A 19,395-nucleotide genomic window follows, 5' to 3' on the forward strand; every position below is an offset into this window, starting at 1 on the left:
ATTTTCAGCCCTGTTTATTTGTGTCAGCTCACAGAAATATTCGTTTTCTTACTACAAAACGGCTCAGTGTGATTATTTTACAACCAACAAAACGATTTAAAGGCGTAATATTCACTCACATTATTTAATACGGCGGACAGCATGCCAAAAATATAAAAACTTTCATCCGTCGTTATTACTTCAGTCAGAAAGAGATAACCCGCCTGCTGGCGGGTTATCTCTTTGCTATTTACATAATCGGCCGCTGTCCCCGGCTGATCCATTTCAGCAGCAAAGTGTCGGCAGCTTCACTGCCCGCCCCGGCCAGACGCTCTGCCAGTTTCTTGCGCTGAACATAATGCACCTGCAAGACTTCACGGTCTTTACACGCCTTCATAATAAAGTCGTCACTGGTCCCGATACTGTCGACCAGACCAAGGGTAATCGCTTGCTTACCGAACCAGTGCTCTCCGGTAGCAACGGTTTCCAGATCCAGAGACGGACGATGTTCTGCAATAAAATCCTTAAACAAACCATGGGTCGCTTCAATTTCACTTTGAAACTTCTCACGAGCCTTATCCGTGTTTTCACCAAACATCGTCAGGGTACGTTTAAACTCACCGGCTGTGATTTGTTCGAACTCAATATCATTCTTTTTCAATACCTTGCTAAAGTTCGGCAACTGAGCAATGACACCAATTGATCCCACTACAGCAAACGGCGCAGAGATAATCTGATCAGCCACACAGGCCATCATATAGCCGCCACTGGCAGCGACTTTATCGACCGCGATGGTCAGCTTAATACCTGCCTGTTTCAGGCGATCAAGCTGCGAAGATGCCAGGCCATAGCCATGCACCATACCACCGCCGGTTTCCAGGCGCAGGAGAACTTCATCACCGTCAGCAGCCACGGCCAGAATAGCTGAAATTTCTTCGCGTAATCCGGCCACTTCTCTGGCATCAATACTGCCGTGAAAGTCCAGCACAAACAGTCGTGGTTCACGGGCCGCTGACAACTCGCCCGATTTCGCCGCGGCTTTAATTTCACTTTGGCGGGCTTTGCCTTTTTCTTTCTCGGCTTTCTTTTCCGCCTTCTCCCTGGCTTTGAGTAAAGGCTTATCGAACAGGTGAGACTCTAAATGATGAACGGTTTCTTTGTAGCGTTCAGACAAATCGGTAATTTCCAACGACCCTTTTCGCGCCCCCTGGCGACCACCTACGCTTTTCACAATGACCAAGATACTGACGACAGCAACCACGACAGTGATTATCTTGGCCAGAAAAAGTCCGTAATCAAACAAAAAATCCAAGAGTAATTCCTCATGTTCTGGTTTTACCTGATTGTAATACCAATCCAATCAAGCCTCTAGGCTTGTTAACGATTCAGGTTTAATTTTGTTCTTTCCAGTGTGAAATATCGCCTTGCGGGCAGTTAGTACTTGAAAAAAACACGCCATACTGGCAGTTAAGCGCCTTAGCAGCCTGCTGTTTTTCATTACCGACAGGTTTTGCCGGCTTGTCACCCTGAGCGTGAAACGCCTACAATAGCGGCACAAAGACATCCTTACCAAGAAGGAAAGCAAGTGAATTATCAAACTGCCGCTGACTCACTCAAAGACCGTGTCATTCTGGTGACAGGTGCCGGTGACGGTATCGGCCGCCAGGCCGCTATCAGCTACGCAGCTCACGGGGCGACCGTCATTCTGCTGGGCCGTACGGTTGCCAAGCTGGAAGCCGTATACGATGAAATCGAGGCGTTGGGTTATCCGCAGCCGGCAATCATCCCGCTGGACATGAAAGGGGCTTCGAAACAGAACTATCTGGATATGACAGACACCATTAATGATCAGTTTGGTCGCCTTGACGGTGTGCTGCATAACGCAAGCCTGCTTGGTGTGCTCAGTCCTTTTGACCAGCTGGGTGAAGACACATTTGACGAAGTGATGCAGGTCAATGTCAAAGCACAATTCCTGCTCACTCAGGCGATTATGCCTTTGATTAAGAAATCCGAAGACGGCCGTATCATTTTCACCTCCTCCACCGTCGGCCATGATGGCCGGGCTTTTTGGGGTGCGTATGCGATTTCGAAATTTGCGACCGAAGGCATGATGCAGGTGGTGGCTGACGAGCTGAGTGGCACCAGTGTTCGGGTGAATGCGATTAACCCGGGCGGCACACGCACAGGCATGCGGGCTAAGGCCTATCCGGGCGAAAATCCGAAAACGCTGAAAACACCGGCAGACATCATGCCGCTGTACCTTTACCTGATGGGGCCGGAAAGCAAGGATGTCAATGGGCAATGCATTGATGCCCAGCCTAAATAAGCGCCGGAGCGTCTCTGCCCTGAAATGACAGGCACAAAAAAGCCGACCACCATTTACGGGTCGGCTTTTTTACTGTACGTCACAGCATTCTTGCGAGAACAACGCTTACTTGCGAGTACGCGGTTTCGCAGGTTTGTTCTTCAGCGGGTTTCTGCGATTCGCTGCGTTACCGGCAGGCTTACGCTTGTTGCCGGCAGAACGCGCCGTCTCTTCACCTGGCTGGTTCTGAGGTGCCGGGCGACGATTGTCGCGACGACGACCGCGTGAGTCATCACTAACACGTTCTTCATGACGACGAACGGCACGACGGATCTTACGCACCCCTTTCTTACGCTTCAGACCTTCGACGGTCAGATGCGAACGCGTTTCTTCAGGCAGCTCAACAATTTCACGCAGATAGTTCACTTCCTGCAGCTCAAGCTCCAGCCAGCCACCTCGCGGTAAATCTTTGGTCAGGAAGATGTCGCCATAGCGGACACGCTTGAGTCGGCTCACCGTCACACCCTGCGAATCCCACAGGCGGCGAACTTCACGGTTACGGCCTTCGGTAATCACCACATAAAAAGTGTGGTTCATCCCTTCGCCACCGGCATACACGACATCTTCAAAACGGGCCATGCCGTCTTCCAGCTGAACACCGTGAACCAGATTTTTCACCATCTGTTCAGTCACTTCACCGAAGACACGCACCATGTACTCACGTTCTACGCTACGGCTGGGATGCATCAGGCGATTAGCCAGCTCACCATCGGTAGTGAACAGCAGCAAGCCGGATGTATTGGCATCCAAACGACCGACAGATACCCAACGGCCTTCGCTCAGTCGTGGCAGGCGGTCAAATACCGTTCTGCGTCCTTCCGGATCGTGTCGGGTACACAACTCACCTTCAGGTTTGTTATAAGCAAGCACACGGCACACTTCTTCAGAAGGCTTGACCAGGTCTACTTTGTGACCATCAATACGCACAAGTACGTCCAGGTTATCCAGACGATCACCCAAGTGGGCAACTTTGCCATCAATACTGACACGCCCTTCCTGGATCATCAGCTCCACTTCACGTCGTGAACCCTGACCGGAACGCGCAAGTACCTTCTGTAATTTTTCACTCATCAGACAAACCTTTGTCGCCTTCACAGGCGTCGAAACATTCTAAAAATCATCGTTCTGTTACTGACGTTTGGTACACCAGCAACACAAGATACCCGCCGTTTGCAGTCTTAAGCTGAAACGGCGTCCACCCTATTCAAAGCAGCCGTGAATTATGCCAAATACTGCCGCCTGATACCATATAAAAAGAAGGGAAAAGACGATTCTTTCATCGCCTGAATCCCTTCCCTGTCTGACTCAGCCGCGTTTATTCAAACGGCGTGGTATCACCGGCACCGTGACGCACAATCTCGATGCTGTCGTTACTGAAATCCACCACTGTCGTTGGCTCTTCCCCGATGACCCCGCCATGGATGATCAAGTCGACGGCGTGGTCGAGCGCATTGTGAATGTCCTCAGGATCCGATTCAGCCGTGTCTTTGCCAGGCAGAATCAAGCTGGTGGACATCATAGGTTCCCCCAGCGCATCCAGCAATGCCAGCGCAATCTCGTTATTCGGCACCCGGATCCCAATCGTTTTACGCTTCGGATTCATCAGGCGGCGGGGCACTTCTTTTGTCCCTTTGAAAATGAAGGTATAGGCACCCGGCGTGTTGTTACGCAACAATCTGAACGCGTCATTTTCCACGCGGGCATACAGCGACAACTCAGACAAATCACGGCACAACAGGGTGAAATTATGCTTTTCGTCAAGCTTACGGATCCGACAGATACGTTCCAGCGCCTGCTTATTGGCCAGCTGACAGCCCAGCGCATAGCCCGAGTCGGTTGGATAAACGATAACGCCACCGTTGCGAACAATAGCCACGGCCTGACTGATCAGCCTTGCCTGCGGATTTTCCGGGTGAACATAAAAAATTTGACTCATCACTCCTCCAGACCTGCGCTTACTCAGGGCACAGGTTTACAACATTTTATTCCATACCCCAGTCCTGCCACACAGGTACTGAAGCTTTGGGTAACCAAAGATTGCGTCCCAACTCCGTCCAGGGTGACGGGTAGTGAAAATCCGATCCCTGAGATGACAAAAGACCAAATTGTTCAGCGTACTCCGCCAGGGTACGGCGCTCATTCTGGGCCTGCTGCGGCTGAGCCACTTCGATGGCATCTCCGGTGGCAGCCACAAAATCACTGAGCAAACGTTTCAGCCATTTCGCCGTCATGTCATACCGGCCCGGGTGGGCCAGCACCGCCTGTCCGCCAGCGGCATGAATAGCCTGGACAGCCTCAGCGATACTGCACCAGTTAGGCGGAACGTAGCCTGTGTTTCCCCGGGTCAGAAATTTCTTGAACACTGCCTGCATTGTTTTGGCATGCCCCTGTTCGACCAGCCAGCGGGCAAAATGAGCCCGGGTTAAGGTGGCATCCCCGGCAAGGGCTCTCGCACCTTCATAAGCGCCGGCTATCTGGCTTTTGGCCAGACGCTCCCCCATTAACACAGCCCGGGCAGTTCGTCGCTCTGCCTGCTGGGCGATTAGAGACACTAAGTCAGCATGCGCCGGGTCAATGTTCAGGCCAACAATGTGAATATCAAAATTATTCCAAACTGTCGATATTTCAATGCCTTTGACCAGCTTTAAAGCCAGGTTTTGTGCATCTATCGCCTGCTGGGCTAATTCGAGGCCCGCGACAGTATCGTGATCTGTGATCGCGAGAACATCCACACGGAAATCGGTCGCCCGTTTCACCAGCTCTGCAGGTGTAAGCCGACCGTCCGAGGCCGTGGTATGACTGTGAAGATCAAACAACATAAAAATAAAGTCTTGACATAATATTCATGAACTAGTTTACTAGTACGAAGTTACTCAATGAACATTTAATTACTCAGGTTCTGTTTATGTTACAGCAAAAACATCATTCGCTTCGCGCTTTCTTCACTTGGTGGCTGCACAACCTATAGCGGGTCGTGAGATTTGCTGTGCCGACTGCACAGAATCCAGAACCCGCCCTGTGCGGGTTTTTTTATAGCTGAACAATCTAAAACCAATTCCAGATCTGGCTAGCAAGGACAACAACATGATTATCGTACTGAAACCAACAGCCACCGAGCGCCAAGCAAAAGACATCCTGAAACGTATTGAAGATGCCGGCCTCAAACCTCTGTATATGCCAGGTGTGGAGCGCATTGTGCTGGGTGCATTGGGTGACGAGCGGGTGCTGCAGAAACTGAATCTGGATGCCAATCCTTGCGTGGAAAACATCAAACCGATCCTGACCAAATACAAAATGGTCAGCCGTGAGGTGCAGGCACACGATACTGTGGTTCGCTTCGGCAATGCGTCGGTCGGCGGCAATCAATTTGCCGTGATTGCCGGCCCTTGCTCGGTGGAATCCGAGCAGCAGCTGCTGTCGGTGGCAGAAGTGGTCAAACAGCATGGCGCGGTTGCACTGCGGGGCGGCGCTTACAAACCGCGTACCAGCCCTTATGACTTTCAGGGCATGGGTGTTGAAGGGCTGAAGCTGCTCAAACAAGCCAGCGAGATGCTGAACATGCCCACTGTGTCTGAAGTGATGGAAGTGAGCCAGATGGAGACCATGTGTGAATACATCGACTGTCTGCAAATCGGCGCCCGTAACATGCAAAACTATGCTTTGCTTAAAGCAGTGGGTGAAAGCAAAAAGCCAGTTCTGCTGAAGCGCGGCCTGTCTGCCACTATCGAAGAATTGCTGCTGGCGGCGGAATATATCTATGATGCCGGCAACCCGAACATCATTCTGTGCGAACGTGGTATCCGCACATTCGAAACCGCTACCCGCAATACACTGGATCTCAATGCCGTTGCCTTCCTGAAGCAGAAAACCCATCTGCCCGTTGTTGTTGACCCGAGCCATGGTACGGGTGTCCGTGAGCTGGTGATTCCTTTATCCCGCGCGGCGGCCGCAGTCGGTGCCGACGGTATCATCGTTGAATCTCACCTCAACCCGGGCGAAGCACTGTCTGACGGCCATCAGGCGCTGACCGGCCCCATGTTCCAGCAACTGATGCAGGAACTGAAACCCTTTGTAGAAGCTGCAGGTAAAACACTATGAAAACAATACCTTTAGCTGTCGGAGAACTGGACGTTCTGAATCTGGACGTTCCTTATGTCTCAGAGCCCACCGAACTGTATTATTCGATCTGCGGCGACCGCCCCCACAATCTGTTACTGGAATCGGCAGAAATCGACTCCAAAGAAGATCTGAAAAGCCTGATGCTGATTGATGCCGCCGTGCGCATTGTCTGCCGCGGCCGCGAAGTACGCCTGGAAGCCTTAACCAGCAATGGTCAGAACGTCCTGCAGGCCGTGAAAAATCAGATCCCGGCCGATGTTGACCTGGCCGTGGACAACAACACCCTGATACTGACATTTAAGGAAAGTGGCCGTGCGCTGGATGAAGACAGCCGGCTGCGCCAGTCATCACCTTTTGATGCACTGCGCCTGATCCAGCACATTTTCCACCAGCCCGCACAGTCTCGCGAAGCGCTGTTTCTAGGCGGCCTGTTTGCCTACGATCTGGTCGCCAGCTTCGAGCCGCTGCCTGACGCAGAGCAGGGCAACCGCTGTCCGGATTACCTGTTTTATGTGGCAGAAACCCTGCTGGTTATCGACCACCAGCGCCGAAAAGGCAAGCTGCAGGCGACCTTGTTCGGCGGCGACAACTACACGGCGAGCTATTTCGAACTGAGCCGCCGGCTGCAGCAAATCAAAGAAATCTGCCTCAAACCGGTTGCCCTGCCACCGGCCGAGATATTGGAGCAGTGCGAACCCAGCGTCAGCATCAGCGATGCCGACTTCTGTGCCACCGTCGAGCAGTTAAAGCAATTTGTGGTACGGGGTGATGTTTTTCAGGTGGTGCCGTCCCGTCAGTTCACGCTGCCCTGCCCGTCACCGCTGAACGCCTATAAAGCCCTGAAGATTGGCAACCCAAGCCCTTACATGTTCTACCTGAAAGATGCCGATTTCACTTTGTTTGGTGCTTCTCCGGAGAGCGCACTGAAATATTGCACCGACAGCAATCAGGTCGAAATCTATCCCATTGCCGGGACCCGTCCACGCGGTAAAAAAGCCGATGGCAGTATCGATCTGGATCTGGATGGCCGTATCGAACTGGAACTGCGCTGCGATAAAAAAGAAAACGCCGAGCACATGATGCTGGTCGATCTGGCCCGAAATGATGTGGCCCGAATCAGCCAGCCAGGTACGCGTTATGTGGCCGATCTGCTGCAGGTTGACCGTTACAGCCATGTGATGCACCTGGTTTCCCGTGTGGTTGGCCAGTTGCGCGACGATCTTGATGCCCTGCACGCCTACCAGGCCTGCATGAACATGGGCACCCTGACCGGGGCACCGAAAATCCGCGCCATGCAGCTCATCCGCGATGTCGAACAACAACGTCGCGGCAGCTATGGTGGCGCCGTCGGCTACCTGACCGGGCAGGGTGATATGGATACCTGCATCGTCATTCGTTCGGCGTATGTTGAAGACGGCGTCGCAACCGTACAGGCCGGTGCCGGTGTGGTGTATGACTCCGTACCTCAGGCCGAAGCGGACGAAACCCGCAGCAAAGCACAGGCCGTGATCACCGCCATTCGTCACGCACACAGTGTGCAGTAAGGAGCCGACCATGAACAAACACATCGACATCGTTCTGCTGGATAACTTCGACTCCTTTACCTACAACCTGGTCGACCAGTTTCGCGCCATGGGTTATCCGGTCACCATTTTTCGCAACAGCCTGAGCGCAGAGCAGGTGGAGCAGGCTCTGGCAGAGAAACAAAATCCGGTGCTGGTTTTGTCACCGGGTCCGGGGGCGCCTGCCGAGGCTGGCTGTATGCCGGCACTGATCAAGCGGGTAGCCGGCAAGATCCCCATGATAGGTATCTGTCTTGGTCATCAGGCCATTGTTGAAGCCTATGGCGGCAAAGTAGAAGGGGCGGGTGACATAGTCCATGGTAAGGCCGCGCAGATGACCCATAACCGGCACGCCGTCTTTGGTCAGTTATCCAGCCCGCTGACCATAGCCCGCTACCACTCGCTGGTGGCCACTCAGGTGCCGGACGCGCTCAGGGTAGTGGCTGAAGTCGATGGCCTGGTGATGGCGGTCACCCACGAGAAAGATAAAGTCTGCGGATTTCAGTTCCATCCTGAGTCCATTCTGACTGCGCAAGGCGCGCAACTGCTGGCAAACACCCTCGACTGGGTCTCGGGCCAATCCGCCACTGTGACTGAATTTTAAAGCTAAGGGAGAGCCCAGATGAACAGCGCTATTTATCCGATTACCGACAAATTATACGATCAGCAAACGCTGACCAAAGACGAAAGCCGCACATTATTCGATGCCATTATCAAAGGCGACGTGGAACCCGCTCTGCTGGCTGCCATTCTGACCGCGCTGAAAATCAAAGGCGAAACACCTGATGAGATCGCCGGCGCCGCCACGGCCTTGCTGGAAAATGCCGCGCCCTTCCCGCGTCCGGACTACGACTTTGCCGATATTGTCGGCACAGGCGGTGACGGTGCCGACACCATCAATATTTCCACCACCTCGGCCTTTGTCGCCGCCGCCTGCGGTGTAAAAATCGCCAAGCACGGTAACCGTGGCGTCTCCAGCAAGTCGGGCTCTTCAGACCTGCTGGACAAATTTGGCATTAATCTGGCGATGTCAGCGCAAGACGCCCGCGCCGCGCTTGATGAGCAAGGGGTCTGTTTCCTGTTTGCACCTCAGTATCACAGCGGTGTGCGGCATGCGATGCCTGCCCGGCAGGCCATGAAAACCCGGACTATCTTTAACCTGCTCGGTCCGCTGATCAACCCTGCCCGTCCGAGCATTGAACTGATGGGTGTGTACGATGCCGCTCTGGTTCGCCCGATTGCAGAAACCATGATTGCGCTGGGGATGAAACGCGCCGCCGTGGTCCACGGCAGCGGCCTGGACGAAGTGGCCATTCACGGCCCGACTCTGGTTGCTGAAATCATCAATGGCGATATTCGCGAATATACAGTGACACCGGAAGATTTTGGCTTGCAAACCCATGCATTAGATGCGATTAAAGGGGGCGAACCGGAAGAAAACCGTGCCATTATCACCAACATACTGACGGGCAAAGGCACGGAAGCACAGCAAAGCGCTGTGGCCGTCAATGTCGCTCTGCTGCTTCGTCTGTTTGGTCAGGAAGATTTAAAAGCCAATGCTCAGCAAGCGATGGAAGTCATGCAATCCGGCAAAGCCTACCAGCTGGTAGAGCAACTGGCCGCACGAGGTTAATCATGGAAACTGTACTCGCCAAAATCGTCGCTGATAAGAAAATCTGGGTTGAAGCCCGTAAGGCACTCCAACCGCTGGACAGCTTCATTGCCGATGTCACCCCCAGCGACCGGGACTTTTATCAGGCTCTGCAAAGCGAAAACGCGGTATTCATTCTTGAATGCAAAAAGGCGTCGCCGTCTAAAGGGCTGATCAGGGAAGATTTCGATCTGGATCATATTGCTCAGGTCTACAGCCGTTACGCCAATGCGATTTCCGTACTGACAGATGAAAAGTATTTCCAGGGAAATTTTGATTTTCTGCCGCAAGTCCGCCAGCACGTGACCCAGCCCGTCTTGTGCAAAGATTTTATGATAGACCCGTATCAGGTCTATCTGGCCCGCTATTATCAGGCCGATGCCATTTTACTGATGCTGTCTGTCCTGAACGACGAGCAATACCGTGAACTGGCGGCCCTGGCCGACACGCTGAATCTGGGCGTGCTGACCGAAGTCAGTAACGAAGAAGAGCTGGAACGTGCCATTGCCCTGCAGGCCAGAGTGGTCGGGATCAACAACCGTAACCTGCGCGATCTCAGTATTGACCTGAACCGGACCAAAGTGCTGGCTCCGCGCCTGCCGGCAGGTACGCTGGTGATTTCAGAATCCGGCATTTACACCAACCAGCAAATTCGGGATTTATCAGACTACGCCAATGGCTTTCTGATCGGCAGTTCACTGATGAGTGAAGATAATCTGGAAATGGCCGTACGCACTGTGCTGCTGGGCGAACATAAAGTCTGCGGACTGACGCACCCTGATGATGCCTGTGCGGCTTACCAGAGCGGTGCGGTTTATGGCGGGCTGATTTTCGTCGAAGGATCACCAAGAGCCGTCGACGCTGAGCTTGCCCGCCTGGTAATGAGTGGTGCGCCGCTGAAATACGTCGGCGTATTTCGCAATGCCGATGTCAATGCGGTAGCCAAACACGCTAAAGCTCTGAAACTGGCGGCCGTTCAGTTGCACGGCAGCGAGTCCTCTGATTATATTTCAGCGCTGAAAGCGCTATTACCCGCAGACTGTGAAGTCTGGAAAGCCCATGGTGTCAGTGATGCCCTGCCCGACCTCACGGCCTGGCCGGCTGACCGGCACCTGCTGGATACCCAGGTCGGTAATCAGAGCGGCGGGACAGGTCAGTCATTTGACTGGTCGCTGCTGGATAACTGCGAAGAGAAAAGCCGCATTATGCTGGCTGGCGGGTTGAACCCGGACAATGCTAAAGACGCCGCCAGTAAAGGCTGCCGTGGCCTTGATTTTAACTCAGGCGTGGAAAGCGAGCCCGGCAAGAAAGACAGACAGAAATTACTCTCGGTATTCAAGGCAGTGAAGCCTTAATCAGGTTAGCGAACCGCTCGCGGGCTTCCGCACCGACACAGATTACAGAATAGGACAGCAGACACATGAGTAAACTTGACCCGTATTTTGGTGAATTTGGCGGCCAGTTTGTGCCCCAGATTTTGGTTCCGGCCCTGGACCAGCTGGAAGACGCATTTATTGATGCGCAAAAAGATCCGGCTTTTGAAAAAGAATTTATCGGCTTACTGAAAGACTATGCCGGTCGTCCCACGGCACTGACCCTGTGTCAGAATTTAACCAAAGGCACCAACACCAAACTGTACCTCAAACGCGAAGACCTGCTCCATGGCGGCGCGCACAAAACCAATCAGGTTCTGGGCCAGGCCCTGCTGGCCAAACGCATGGGTAAAAGTGAGATCATCGCCGAAACCGGTGCCGGCCAGCATGGTGTGGCGACTGCCCTGGCCTGTGCCCTGCTGGGCCTGAAATGCCGCATTTACATGGGTGCCAAAGACGTTGAGCGCCAGAGTCCCAACGTTTTTCGCATGAAACTGATGGGCGCAGAAGTCATTCCGGTTCATTCCGGCTCAGCCACTCTGAAAGATGCCTGTAACGAAGCCATGCGTGACTGGTCCGCCACTTACGACAAGGCGCATTATCTGCTGGGAACAGCAGCAGGGCCGCACCCTTTCCCAACCATAGTCCGTGAATTCCAGCGCATTATCGGCGAGGAAACCAAGGCGCAGATTCTTGACAAAGAAGGCCGCCTGCCGGATGCGGTAATTGCTTGTGTCGGCGGCGGTTCCAACGCTATCGGCATGTTTGCCGATTTTATCGAAGACACCAGTGTGAAACTGATTGGTGTGGAGCCTGCCGGTCTGGGCCTGGATACCCACATGCACGGCGCGCCGCTGAAACATGGCAAGCTGGGGATTTTCTTCGGTATGAAAGCCCCGTTAATGCAGGATGAACATGGTCAGGTGGAGGAGTCTTACTCTATCTCGGCCGGTTTGGACTTCCCGTCTGTGGGCCCTCAGCATGCCCATCTCAATGCCACCGGCCGCGCGGAATACGGCTCAGTAACCGACGATGAAGCACTGGATGCTTTTCAGGCACTGGCCCGTAATGAAGGCATTATTCCGGCGCTGGAATCGGCACATGCCCTGGCGTATGCACTCAAGCTGATTAAAGATGAACCAGAAAAGGAACAACTCCTGGTGGTTAACCTATCTGGCCGTGGCGACAAAGATATCTTTACCGTACATAAGATTCTGGATGAAAAGGGAGCCCTGTAATGGACCGTTATCAAGCTTTATTCAGCCGTTTAGCGGCCAAACAGGAAGGCGCGTTTGTTCCTTTTGTCACCCTGGGCGATCCAAGCCCGGCACTCTCGTTACAGATCATTGATACCTTAGTTGAATCCGGGGCCGATGCCCTTGAGCTGGGTATACCGTTTTCAGACCCGCTCGCCGACGGTCCGACCATTCAGGGGGCGACTATCCGTGCGCTGGATGCCGGCACCACCCCTGACACCTGTTTTGAGCTGTTAACACAGGTGCGGGAAAAGTACCCCGAGTTGCCCATTGGCCTGCTGATGTACGCCAACCTGGTGTTTGCAGGCGGTATTGAGCATTTTTACCGTCGTTGCCAGGAAGCGGGCGTTGACTCGGTGCTGGTCGCAGATGTACCTGTTAATGAATCCGCAGAGTTTCGGCAGGCGGCGGAAAAATACGGGATTCACCCGATTTTCATCGCCCCGCCCAATGCCACGGCAAATACGCTGAAAACCGTGGCCGAGTTCGGCGGTGGTTATACTTACCTGCTGTCACGCGCGGGTGTAACCGGGGCGGAAACCAAAGCAGGTATGCCTATTGACCATCTGCTGGCCTCTCTGGCCGAATATAAAGCGCCCCCCGCACTGCTGGGCTTTGGGATCTCAGAGCCGGCACAGGTGTCTGACGCGATCAAAGCCGGTGCTGCCGGGGCGATATCCGGCTCTGCGGTAGTGAAAATCATTGAGCAGCACAAAGATAATCCGGACGCTTTGCTCCATGCATTAGGTCAATTCATCCACAGCATGAAGCAAGCCACCAGAGGCTGATGCATTTCCTTCGCCCTGAACAGAGCCCTGGCTTGATTACAAGTCGGGGCCTCTTCATTAACAATACCGTTACATCTCGCCTTCCCTTGCATAAAAAACGTAATGCATAAGCCCGCCAGCCTATTAAAATAAATCGCCCCTAAATCGTAACCCAAGTAGAAAGTAACGCATTACAACATTGATTATCGCATTATTCTGCTGTAAAACCTTAACCCGCAAAATATTGACTCAAATTAATCAACATTTGCGAAACATAAGTCTTTCATCAATTAACAAATTCCACAATAAAGGTGTTCAAGGTGCTAAAACAACAAGGACTACTTGGCAACATTGGAGTACAGGTTGTCATTGCCATGTGCTTGGGTGCATTGGCCGGTGCAATGATGGGGCACTCGGCGAGCATGTTTGCTCCGCTGGGCAGTATTTTCATCCACCTGATTAAAATGCTGGTGATCCCTCTGGTTGCTGTGGCTATCATCTCTGGCGCAGCCGGTCTGGGCAGCAGCCAGTCAGCCGGTAAAATCGGCCTGATTACGCTGGGTTTCTTTGGCCTGACATCAGCCGTTGCCGTTGCACTGGCGCTGTTTATGGGTGAAGTGTTCCAGCCAGGTATGGGTGTCGACCTGACCGGCGTACAGGGCATGTTCGCAAATACCTATGCTGACAAAGGTGACCTGCCTTCGTTCTGGGCAACTATTCTGGGTATGATCCCAACCAACATTTTCCAATCCCTGAATGAAGCAAACATCCTGCAAATTCTGGTGTTCTGTCTGTTCTTCGGTCTCGCCGTTTCTAAACTGGAAAAAGAACGCCGTGACCCGCTGATCAACGGTGTTAATTCCATCGTTGACGCTATGGTCTGGATGATCAACGTAGTCATGAAGATCGCGCCTATCGGCGTGTTCGGCCTGATGGCTGATGCCGTAGGTACCTTTGGCTTTGACGCCCTGATGGTGGTGTTCAAACTGTTCGTTGTCTACATTGCTGCCATCCTGGTGTACGGCTTCGTGTTCTACCCGCTGATGATCAAATGCTTCAGCAAGACATCGCCAATCAAGTTCCTGGCTGCAATGAAGAAGCCTCAGGCAGTTGCACTGTCTACCGCCTCTTCCATGGCAACGCTGCCTGTCACCATGGAAACCTGCGAAGAAGAGCTGAAAGTGAGAAACAGCACGGCGGCTTTCGTACTGCCGCTTGGCGCGACCATCAATATGAGCGGCAACGCTATCTATTATGGTCTGGTTGCTATCTTCTTTGCCCAGCTGTTCAATATCGACCTGTCTATGAGCGCGTATATCGCCATCATAGTGACTTCGACACTGGGTGCCGTGGGTCAGGCCGGTGTACCTGGACCTTCATTCCTGGTCGTGGCTGTACTGCTGTCGGCAGGTATTCCTATTGAAGGTCTGCCACTGCTGTTCGCGCTGGACCGTATCTTTGACATGATCCGTACCGCACTCAACATCACAGGTGATGCTGCCTGTGCTGTGATTGTGGACAGCCTGATCACTGACGAGCAGAAAGAAGACGTACGCATGGCAACACAGAACGAAGCCTAAACGGCTACTTCTGCCATTGCCAAAAGGCTGTCAACCGACAGCCTTTTTTGTTTTCTGCCGCTATGGATCCGATTTTCGTTCAAAGTTCCATCAGGCCTGGGTCAGACCAGGCGCTTTGTGCTTGCAAGCCAGCGCAATATTGATGACCATATGAATACATCTTCCCAACACATGATTTATGATGAATTCAGAAAATAATGTCCCACGAGGCCAGTTATTACTTCGCACTTTAGCCATGCCTGCTGACACCAATGCAAATGGCGATATTTTTGGTGGCTGGATAATGTCACAGCTCGACCTGGCCGGCGCGATTCTGGCTAAAGAAATATCTCGCGGTAAAGTGGTTACCGTTTCTGTCGACAACATAGTGTTTAAAGCCCCCGTCGGTGTGGGCGATGTGGTGTGCTGTTATGGCGAATGTAACCGTATTGGTAATACGTCGCTCTCTGTCGCCATGGAAGTGTGGGTGAAGCCCGTTGGCAATGAGGGGATCGGTGAGCGTTACAAAGTCAGTGAAGCGACCTTCAATTATGTGGCCATTGATGCCGATGGCCGCCCTCGTCCGATTAAGAAAGCCTGATTTATCTGCCCTGACCGCTGGTTGGGGCTTTTTCATTCCGCTATGATAACGGCTGCATTCCACCACAAGTACAGGGAGACAGAACGCATGTGGTACGTCATTTTTTCTCAAGATGTTGAAAACAGTCTGGAGCGCCGTCTGAGCGTTCGCGAAAATCACCTGGCCCGCCTCAAAGCCCTGCAGGATGAAGGCCGTCTGCTGGTGGCCGGACCTATGCCCGCCATTGACAGCGACAACCCGGGTGAAGCCGGTTTTACCGGCTCTACCGTCATCGCTGAGTTCGGCTCTCTTGAAGAAGCAAAAGCCTGGGCCGATGCGGATCCTTACATTGATGCCGGTGTCTATGACAAGGTCATTGTGAAGCCATTCAAAAAAGTACTGCCGGCCTGATGGTTATGAATCGAGCATCGGTAAAGGCCCTGTTTGCCGCCGTCATAGCAGCGGTTATTCTCACTGGTTGCGCTAAATCACAAGAGGACCTGACCAACGAGCTTGCGGAGCGCCGGGCTGCCGTCATTAATTCCAAAGCACCTTATCCCAAGATTGATCAGTACCAGATCATGAAAGCGAAGGCGCAACAGAATATCGTTGAAATTACCATTCTCTACGGCGGTGGCGGTAAAGTGGCCCCCACCCAAGCCGCGCAGGCAGCGGCAGCGAACTTCTGCAGTAATCCTGAACTGACACCTATGGTCAGCGAAGGTCTGGGCTATCTGATTCAGATCCTGGATATGCGGGGAAGACCCGTGGTGCAGCAGCCGATCAATGCACAATTCTGTGCCCAGATTGTGGCTCCCGGCTCCTGATCTATTGCCAGACAGAAAACCAGGCAGGCAGGAAGCTAACCCGCAATAAAAATGCCGGAGATATCCTCCGGCATTTTTATTTATCGGGCAAAAATCATGGCCTTCAGCGCACTGTCGTGCTCCAGATCCGCAAACTCAGGCGGATTCTCAAGGCGCTCGATAAACCTCAGCTCAGGTGCTTCCTCAGCCATACCATCAATCAGAAACTGTGGTGACACAGCAGGCGAATTCACACAGGCCAGCACCTTGCCTTCGGCTGTCAGCATATCCGGCAAACGGCGCAGAATTTTGGCGTAATCTTTCGTGAGTGCGAAACTGCCTTTCTGGAAGGACGGCGGGTCAATGATGATCAGATCATAAGGGCCGTACTTTTTCAGTTTGCCCCAGGATTTAAAGATATCGTGCCCCAAAAAACTCACTTTGTTCAGATCGTGTCCGTTCAGCCGGTGATTATCCCGGCCGCGCCCCAGAGCCGCTTTGGCCATATCCAGATTAACCACATGCTCAGCACCGCCAGCAATGGCGGCAACAGAAAATCCGCACGTATAGGCAAACAAGTTGAGCACTTTGCTGTCTTTCGCCGCATCCCTGACCCACTGACGGCCATAACGCATGTCCAGAAACAGACCGTTATTTTGCTTCTGGCCCAAGTCGAGCTGAAACTTAAGGCCATTTTCCGTCACTTGCTGCCAGGTTTGCAGCTCCCCCCAGATCACTTCCACCGGCGATCCCGCCCGGTCACGATGCTGCACCAAAAGCGACACCGCCCCCGAGCGCTGCCAGGTGTCCGTTTGTACCAGTTCATGAAGCAAAGCTGTCAACGCCGCCAGAAAGTCAGCATCCTGCTCTTTAAACAGCGATATCAGTACCTGGCCGTCAAGCCAGTCGGCCGTCAGTTGTTCCAGTCCGGCCCAGCGCCGGCCGCGACCATGGAATAACCGGCGCACCTCATGAGGAGGAGAAGCCAGTTGCGACAGCAAATGTTGACAGAACAGAGGTAAAGCAGAAGCGTCCATGGATCACCAGTATGGAATGAATAATAAATAAATCTAAACGGATAGCCGCTCTGGCGGCAAAAGCGTTAGTCAACGCGCGGTTTAACCAGCCCTGAAGGTAACGAAGGCCAGGATATGTCCCAGGGTGTGGCCCACCCGGACAGGGCTGCCTGCACTTGCGCCACTTGCCAGAGCGAGCCTTGTTCTGGCAAACAGACAAAGCGCCAGACTTGTCCCTGAAAGGTAAACTGCAGGGCAAATGCGTGTAAATATCCACGATCTGCCTCTTCCTGGCCATAAATGTCGTCACCTGTAATACCGGCCCCCACACTTTTCAACGCCACCCGGATCTGATGGGTTTTCCCTGTGCAGGGTTTGCACAGGAACAACCGGCGGCCCTCACCGGCAGCCGTTGAAATAAACTGGGTTATGGCCGGATTCTCTCGCGTTGCATCCAGTTTCCAGCTGCGACGACGTGAACGGCTCATGTCGCCAATCACTGTGCCCTGCTTCTTTTTGGGTTTCTTGCTGCTGATCGCGAGATAAAACTTCTGCACGTCACGGCGGGCAAAACCGCCCGACAACTCGGCGGCGGCTTTGGCGTGACGGCCCAGCAGCAAAATACCCGATGTCATCTTATCCAGGCGGTGGATCAGATACAGCTGTTTATCACCGGTGGCCGCAGCAACTTCCGCCAGCAATGGCTGATCATTGTCATCTTTATGCACACTCACGCCAGCATGCTTGCAAATAACGAGGAAATCCGGGGTTTGATGCAGAAGTGTAAACATGGTTCGCAGTTCGATTGACTCAGGAGAACGGCAGTATACCCGCTCTGCCGCATGACGCCAGCCTTGTGATGCCATCTGTTACTGAAGGAAAAAGACCAGCAGCATGAGAACCGGACAGACAATCCGCACATACCAGGGCCAGATCCGCCAGAACAGGCCCGACTCGACGGCCGGATAGCCTTTGCGGATCTCTTGCAAGACTTTGTCTCTGCGCCAGATCCATCCCACCAGCAGCGCGAAAATCATGCCGATAACCGGCTGCGCATAGGCTGTGGTCATGGTCACTACCCGGCCGAACAAGGCGTCAAAATTAAGCACAATGACCGCCGAGGTGACACAGATTAACCCGCCTATCCACCAGACGGCGGCATGGCGGCTCTGGTTCAGCTCTTCAATGGCGCAAGAGACGGGCACCTCCAGCATAGATATGGAAGAGGTAAGCGCCGCAATGATCATCAGCACAAAAAACAGGATGCCGACTATTATGCCTACCGGCCCCATGGTATCGAACATGGTCGGCAGCACGCTGAATACCAGCGTATCTGACGCCAGTAATGCCCCGCTCTCGTCGTAAATCACCACGCCGTTATGCTGGGCCACAAACATAGCAGGCAGGATCAGCAGCCCGGCGATAAAGGCTACAGCGGTATCGAGCAGGGCAACCTGCGCGGCAGTTTTCGGTAAATTCGCGGACTTGCTCAGGTACGAGCCGTACACCATCATAGTGCACACCCCAAGAGAAAGAGAAAAAAACGCCTGCCCCATCGCGCTGACAATCAGCTTGGGCGACAAATGGCTTAAATCCGGGACCAGGTACAGCTTCAGGCCGTCCCAGGCACCGTCCTGAGTCAGGATATACATCACCATAACCACGAACAGCAGCAGCAGTACAGGCATCAGACGGGTGGACCATTTTTCGATCCCATCGGCAACCCCGCTCCTGACGACCATGACGGTCAGCCACATAAAGATCAGCATGAGTACCAGATTGCGGCCGCTGCCAAACGCTTCCAGCCAGTGAGCCAGTGAAACCAGCCCCACCGCCTCACACATCGGGGCCAGCAAATACCCCAGCAGCCAACCGGCAACAATCGCGTAGAAACTCAGTATCAGCGATACAGCTATCATGCCCGCCAGCCCGACCAGCCCCATCAGGGCTTTCTGCTGCGGCCAGACTTTACGCAACGAGGTGATGGGATCGGCACTGCCGTAGCGGCCAATGGTCAGCTCGGCCACCAGCAAGGGATAAGCCAGGGCAAACACCATCAGTAAATAGACCATCAGAAATACCGCGCCGCCATTGCTGGCCGCCTGAGTCGGAAAGCCCCAGATATTACCCAGCCCGACCGCGGAGCCGGCCGCCGCCAGAATAAAACCAATGCGGGAGCTGAATTGCGCTCTGTTCGCCATACACGATACTCAAATAACAAGGGGCTCTTACAAGATAAGACATTTCTCAGCGTAAAACGCCTTCACTATTGATACATGCGGCAATATAAAGTGTGTCAAGTTTTCGCTTAACCCTATGTTTTACAGAGATTCGGGTGCAAAATAGAGCGCAGGTATGCATA

Annotated in this window: 19 protein-coding genes; 12 read left to right on the forward strand and 7 right to left on the reverse strand. The window is 53.3% G+C overall.

Annotation, left to right across the window (positions count from 1 at the left end; translation table 11 throughout):
- Nucleotides 1–229: 229 nt before the first annotated feature.
- Nucleotides 230–1,291, reverse strand: coding sequence for a protease SohB (gene sohB, locus H511_RS0117000; protein ID WP_027253392.1), 1,062 nt, complete (start codon nt 1,289–1,291; stop codon nt 230–232).
- Between the two features lie 273 nt (nt 1,292–1,564).
- Here sohB and H511_RS0117005 point away from each other — a divergent pair, with 273 nt between their 5' ends.
- Nucleotides 1,565–2,305 carry a YciK family oxidoreductase gene (locus H511_RS0117005; protein WP_027253393.1) on the forward strand — a complete coding sequence of 247 codons (741 nt, stop codon included), beginning with the start codon at nt 1,565–1,567 and terminating at the stop codon, nt 2,303–2,305.
- A gap of 105 nt (nt 2,306–2,410) precedes the next feature.
- Here the strand turns inward: H511_RS0117005 and rluB are convergent, their stop codons facing one another.
- The 3 genes from rluB to rnm form a co-directional block, all read right to left on the reverse strand.
- Nucleotides 2,411–3,415 (reverse strand): 23S rRNA pseudouridine(2605) synthase RluB, encoded by a 1,005-nt coding sequence (gene rluB, locus H511_RS0117010; protein WP_027253394.1) that lies wholly within the window; start codon nt 3,413–3,415, stop codon nt 2,411–2,413.
- Between the two features lie 244 nt (nt 3,416–3,659).
- On the reverse strand, nt 3,660–4,280 hold the full coding sequence (locus H511_RS0117015; RefSeq protein ID WP_027253395.1) for an L-threonylcarbamoyladenylate synthase: 621 nt from the start codon (nt 4,278–4,280) through the stop codon (nt 3,660–3,662).
- Between the two features lie 46 nt (nt 4,281–4,326).
- Nucleotides 4,327–5,163 carry an RNase RNM gene (rnm, locus tag H511_RS0117020; RefSeq protein ID WP_027253396.1) on the reverse strand — a complete coding sequence of 279 codons (837 nt, stop codon included), beginning with the start codon at nt 5,161–5,163 and terminating at the stop codon, nt 4,327–4,329.
- Nucleotides 5,164–5,428: 265 nt separating this feature from the next.
- Between rnm and H511_RS0117025 the strand changes: the two genes are divergently transcribed.
- The 11 genes from H511_RS0117025 (at nt 5,429) to gspS2 (ending at nt 16,038) form a co-directional block, all read left to right on the forward strand.
- The gene (locus H511_RS0117025; protein ID WP_027253397.1) at nt 5,429–6,442 is read left to right on the forward strand and encodes a bifunctional 3-deoxy-7-phosphoheptulonate synthase/chorismate mutase; all 1,014 of its coding nucleotides are present in this window, start codon (nt 5,429–5,431) and stop codon (nt 6,440–6,442) included.
- Nucleotides 6,439–8,007, forward strand: a complete 1,569-nt coding sequence (locus H511_RS0117030; protein ID WP_027253398.1) for an anthranilate synthase component 1 — start codon at nt 6,439–6,441, stop codon at nt 8,005–8,007. The genes H511_RS0117025 and H511_RS0117030 overlap by 4 nt, the downstream gene beginning before the upstream one ends.
- A gap of 10 nt (nt 8,008–8,017) precedes the next feature.
- Nucleotides 8,018–8,629, forward strand: coding sequence for an aminodeoxychorismate/anthranilate synthase component II (locus H511_RS0117035; protein ID WP_027253399.1), 612 nt, complete (start codon nt 8,018–8,020; stop codon nt 8,627–8,629).
- A gap of 18 nt (nt 8,630–8,647) precedes the next feature.
- Complete coding sequence (trpD, locus tag H511_RS0117040; RefSeq protein WP_027253400.1) at nt 8,648–9,658, forward strand: anthranilate phosphoribosyltransferase; 1,011 nt, start codon at nt 8,648–8,650, stop codon at nt 9,656–9,658.
- A 2-nt stretch (nt 9,659–9,660) separates the two neighbouring features.
- On the forward strand, nt 9,661–11,031 hold the full coding sequence (trpCF, locus tag H511_RS0117045) for a bifunctional indole-3-glycerol-phosphate synthase TrpC/phosphoribosylanthranilate isomerase TrpF (protein WP_027253401.1): 1,371 nt from the start codon (nt 9,661–9,663) through the stop codon (nt 11,029–11,031).
- Between the two features lie 65 nt (nt 11,032–11,096).
- Nucleotides 11,097–12,287, forward strand: a complete 1,191-nt coding sequence (gene trpB, locus H511_RS0117050) for a tryptophan synthase subunit beta (RefSeq protein WP_027253402.1) — start codon at nt 11,097–11,099, stop codon at nt 12,285–12,287.
- Nucleotides 12,287–13,093, forward strand: coding sequence for a tryptophan synthase subunit alpha (gene trpA, locus H511_RS0117055; RefSeq protein ID WP_027253403.1), 807 nt, complete (start codon nt 12,287–12,289; stop codon nt 13,091–13,093). Before trpB ends, trpA begins: the two co-directional genes overlap by 1 nt.
- Before the next feature lie 290 nt (nt 13,094–13,383).
- Nucleotides 13,384–14,652, forward strand: coding sequence for a dicarboxylate/amino acid:cation symporter (locus H511_RS0117060; protein ID WP_036759876.1), 1,269 nt, complete (start codon nt 13,384–13,386; stop codon nt 14,650–14,652).
- Between the two features lie 181 nt (nt 14,653–14,833).
- On the forward strand, nt 14,834–15,232 hold the full coding sequence (gene yciA / locus H511_RS0117065; protein ID WP_027253405.1) for an acyl-CoA thioester hydrolase YciA: 399 nt from the start codon (nt 14,834–14,836) through the stop codon (nt 15,230–15,232).
- Nucleotides 15,233–15,319: 87 nt separating this feature from the next.
- On the forward strand, nt 15,320–15,622 hold the full coding sequence (locus H511_RS0117070; RefSeq protein WP_027253406.1) for a YciI family protein: 303 nt from the start codon (nt 15,320–15,322) through the stop codon (nt 15,620–15,622).
- Nucleotides 15,622–16,038 carry a type II secretion system pilot lipoprotein GspS-beta gene (gene gspS2 / locus H511_RS0117075; RefSeq protein ID WP_248616613.1) on the forward strand — a complete coding sequence of 139 codons (417 nt, stop codon included), beginning with the start codon at nt 15,622–15,624 and terminating at the stop codon, nt 16,036–16,038. Before H511_RS0117070 ends, gspS2 begins: the two co-directional genes overlap by 1 nt.
- 80 nt (nt 16,039–16,118) lie before the next feature.
- On the opposite strand, the gene H511_RS0117080 is transcribed toward gspS2, so the two are convergent.
- From H511_RS0117080 to H511_RS0117090, 3 genes are all read right to left on the reverse strand, one after another.
- Nucleotides 16,119–17,054 (reverse strand): class I SAM-dependent methyltransferase, encoded by a 936-nt coding sequence (locus H511_RS0117080; RefSeq protein WP_027253408.1) that lies wholly within the window; start codon nt 17,052–17,054, stop codon nt 16,119–16,121.
- A gap of 65 nt (nt 17,055–17,119) precedes the next feature.
- Entirely contained in the window at nt 17,120–17,824 is a 705-nt protein-coding gene (locus H511_RS0117085; protein ID WP_027253409.1) for a TIGR01621 family pseudouridine synthase, read from the reverse strand.
- Between the two features lie 78 nt (nt 17,825–17,902).
- Nucleotides 17,903–19,234, reverse strand: coding sequence for a sodium-dependent transporter (locus H511_RS0117090; protein ID WP_027253410.1), 1,332 nt, complete (start codon nt 19,232–19,234; stop codon nt 17,903–17,905).
- Between the last annotated feature and the right edge of the window lie 161 nt (nt 19,235–19,395).

Source organism: Photobacterium halotolerans DSM 18316, assembly GCF_000425165.1.
Classification (GTDB): domain Bacteria; phylum Pseudomonadota; class Gammaproteobacteria; order Enterobacterales; family Vibrionaceae; genus Photobacterium; species Photobacterium halotolerans.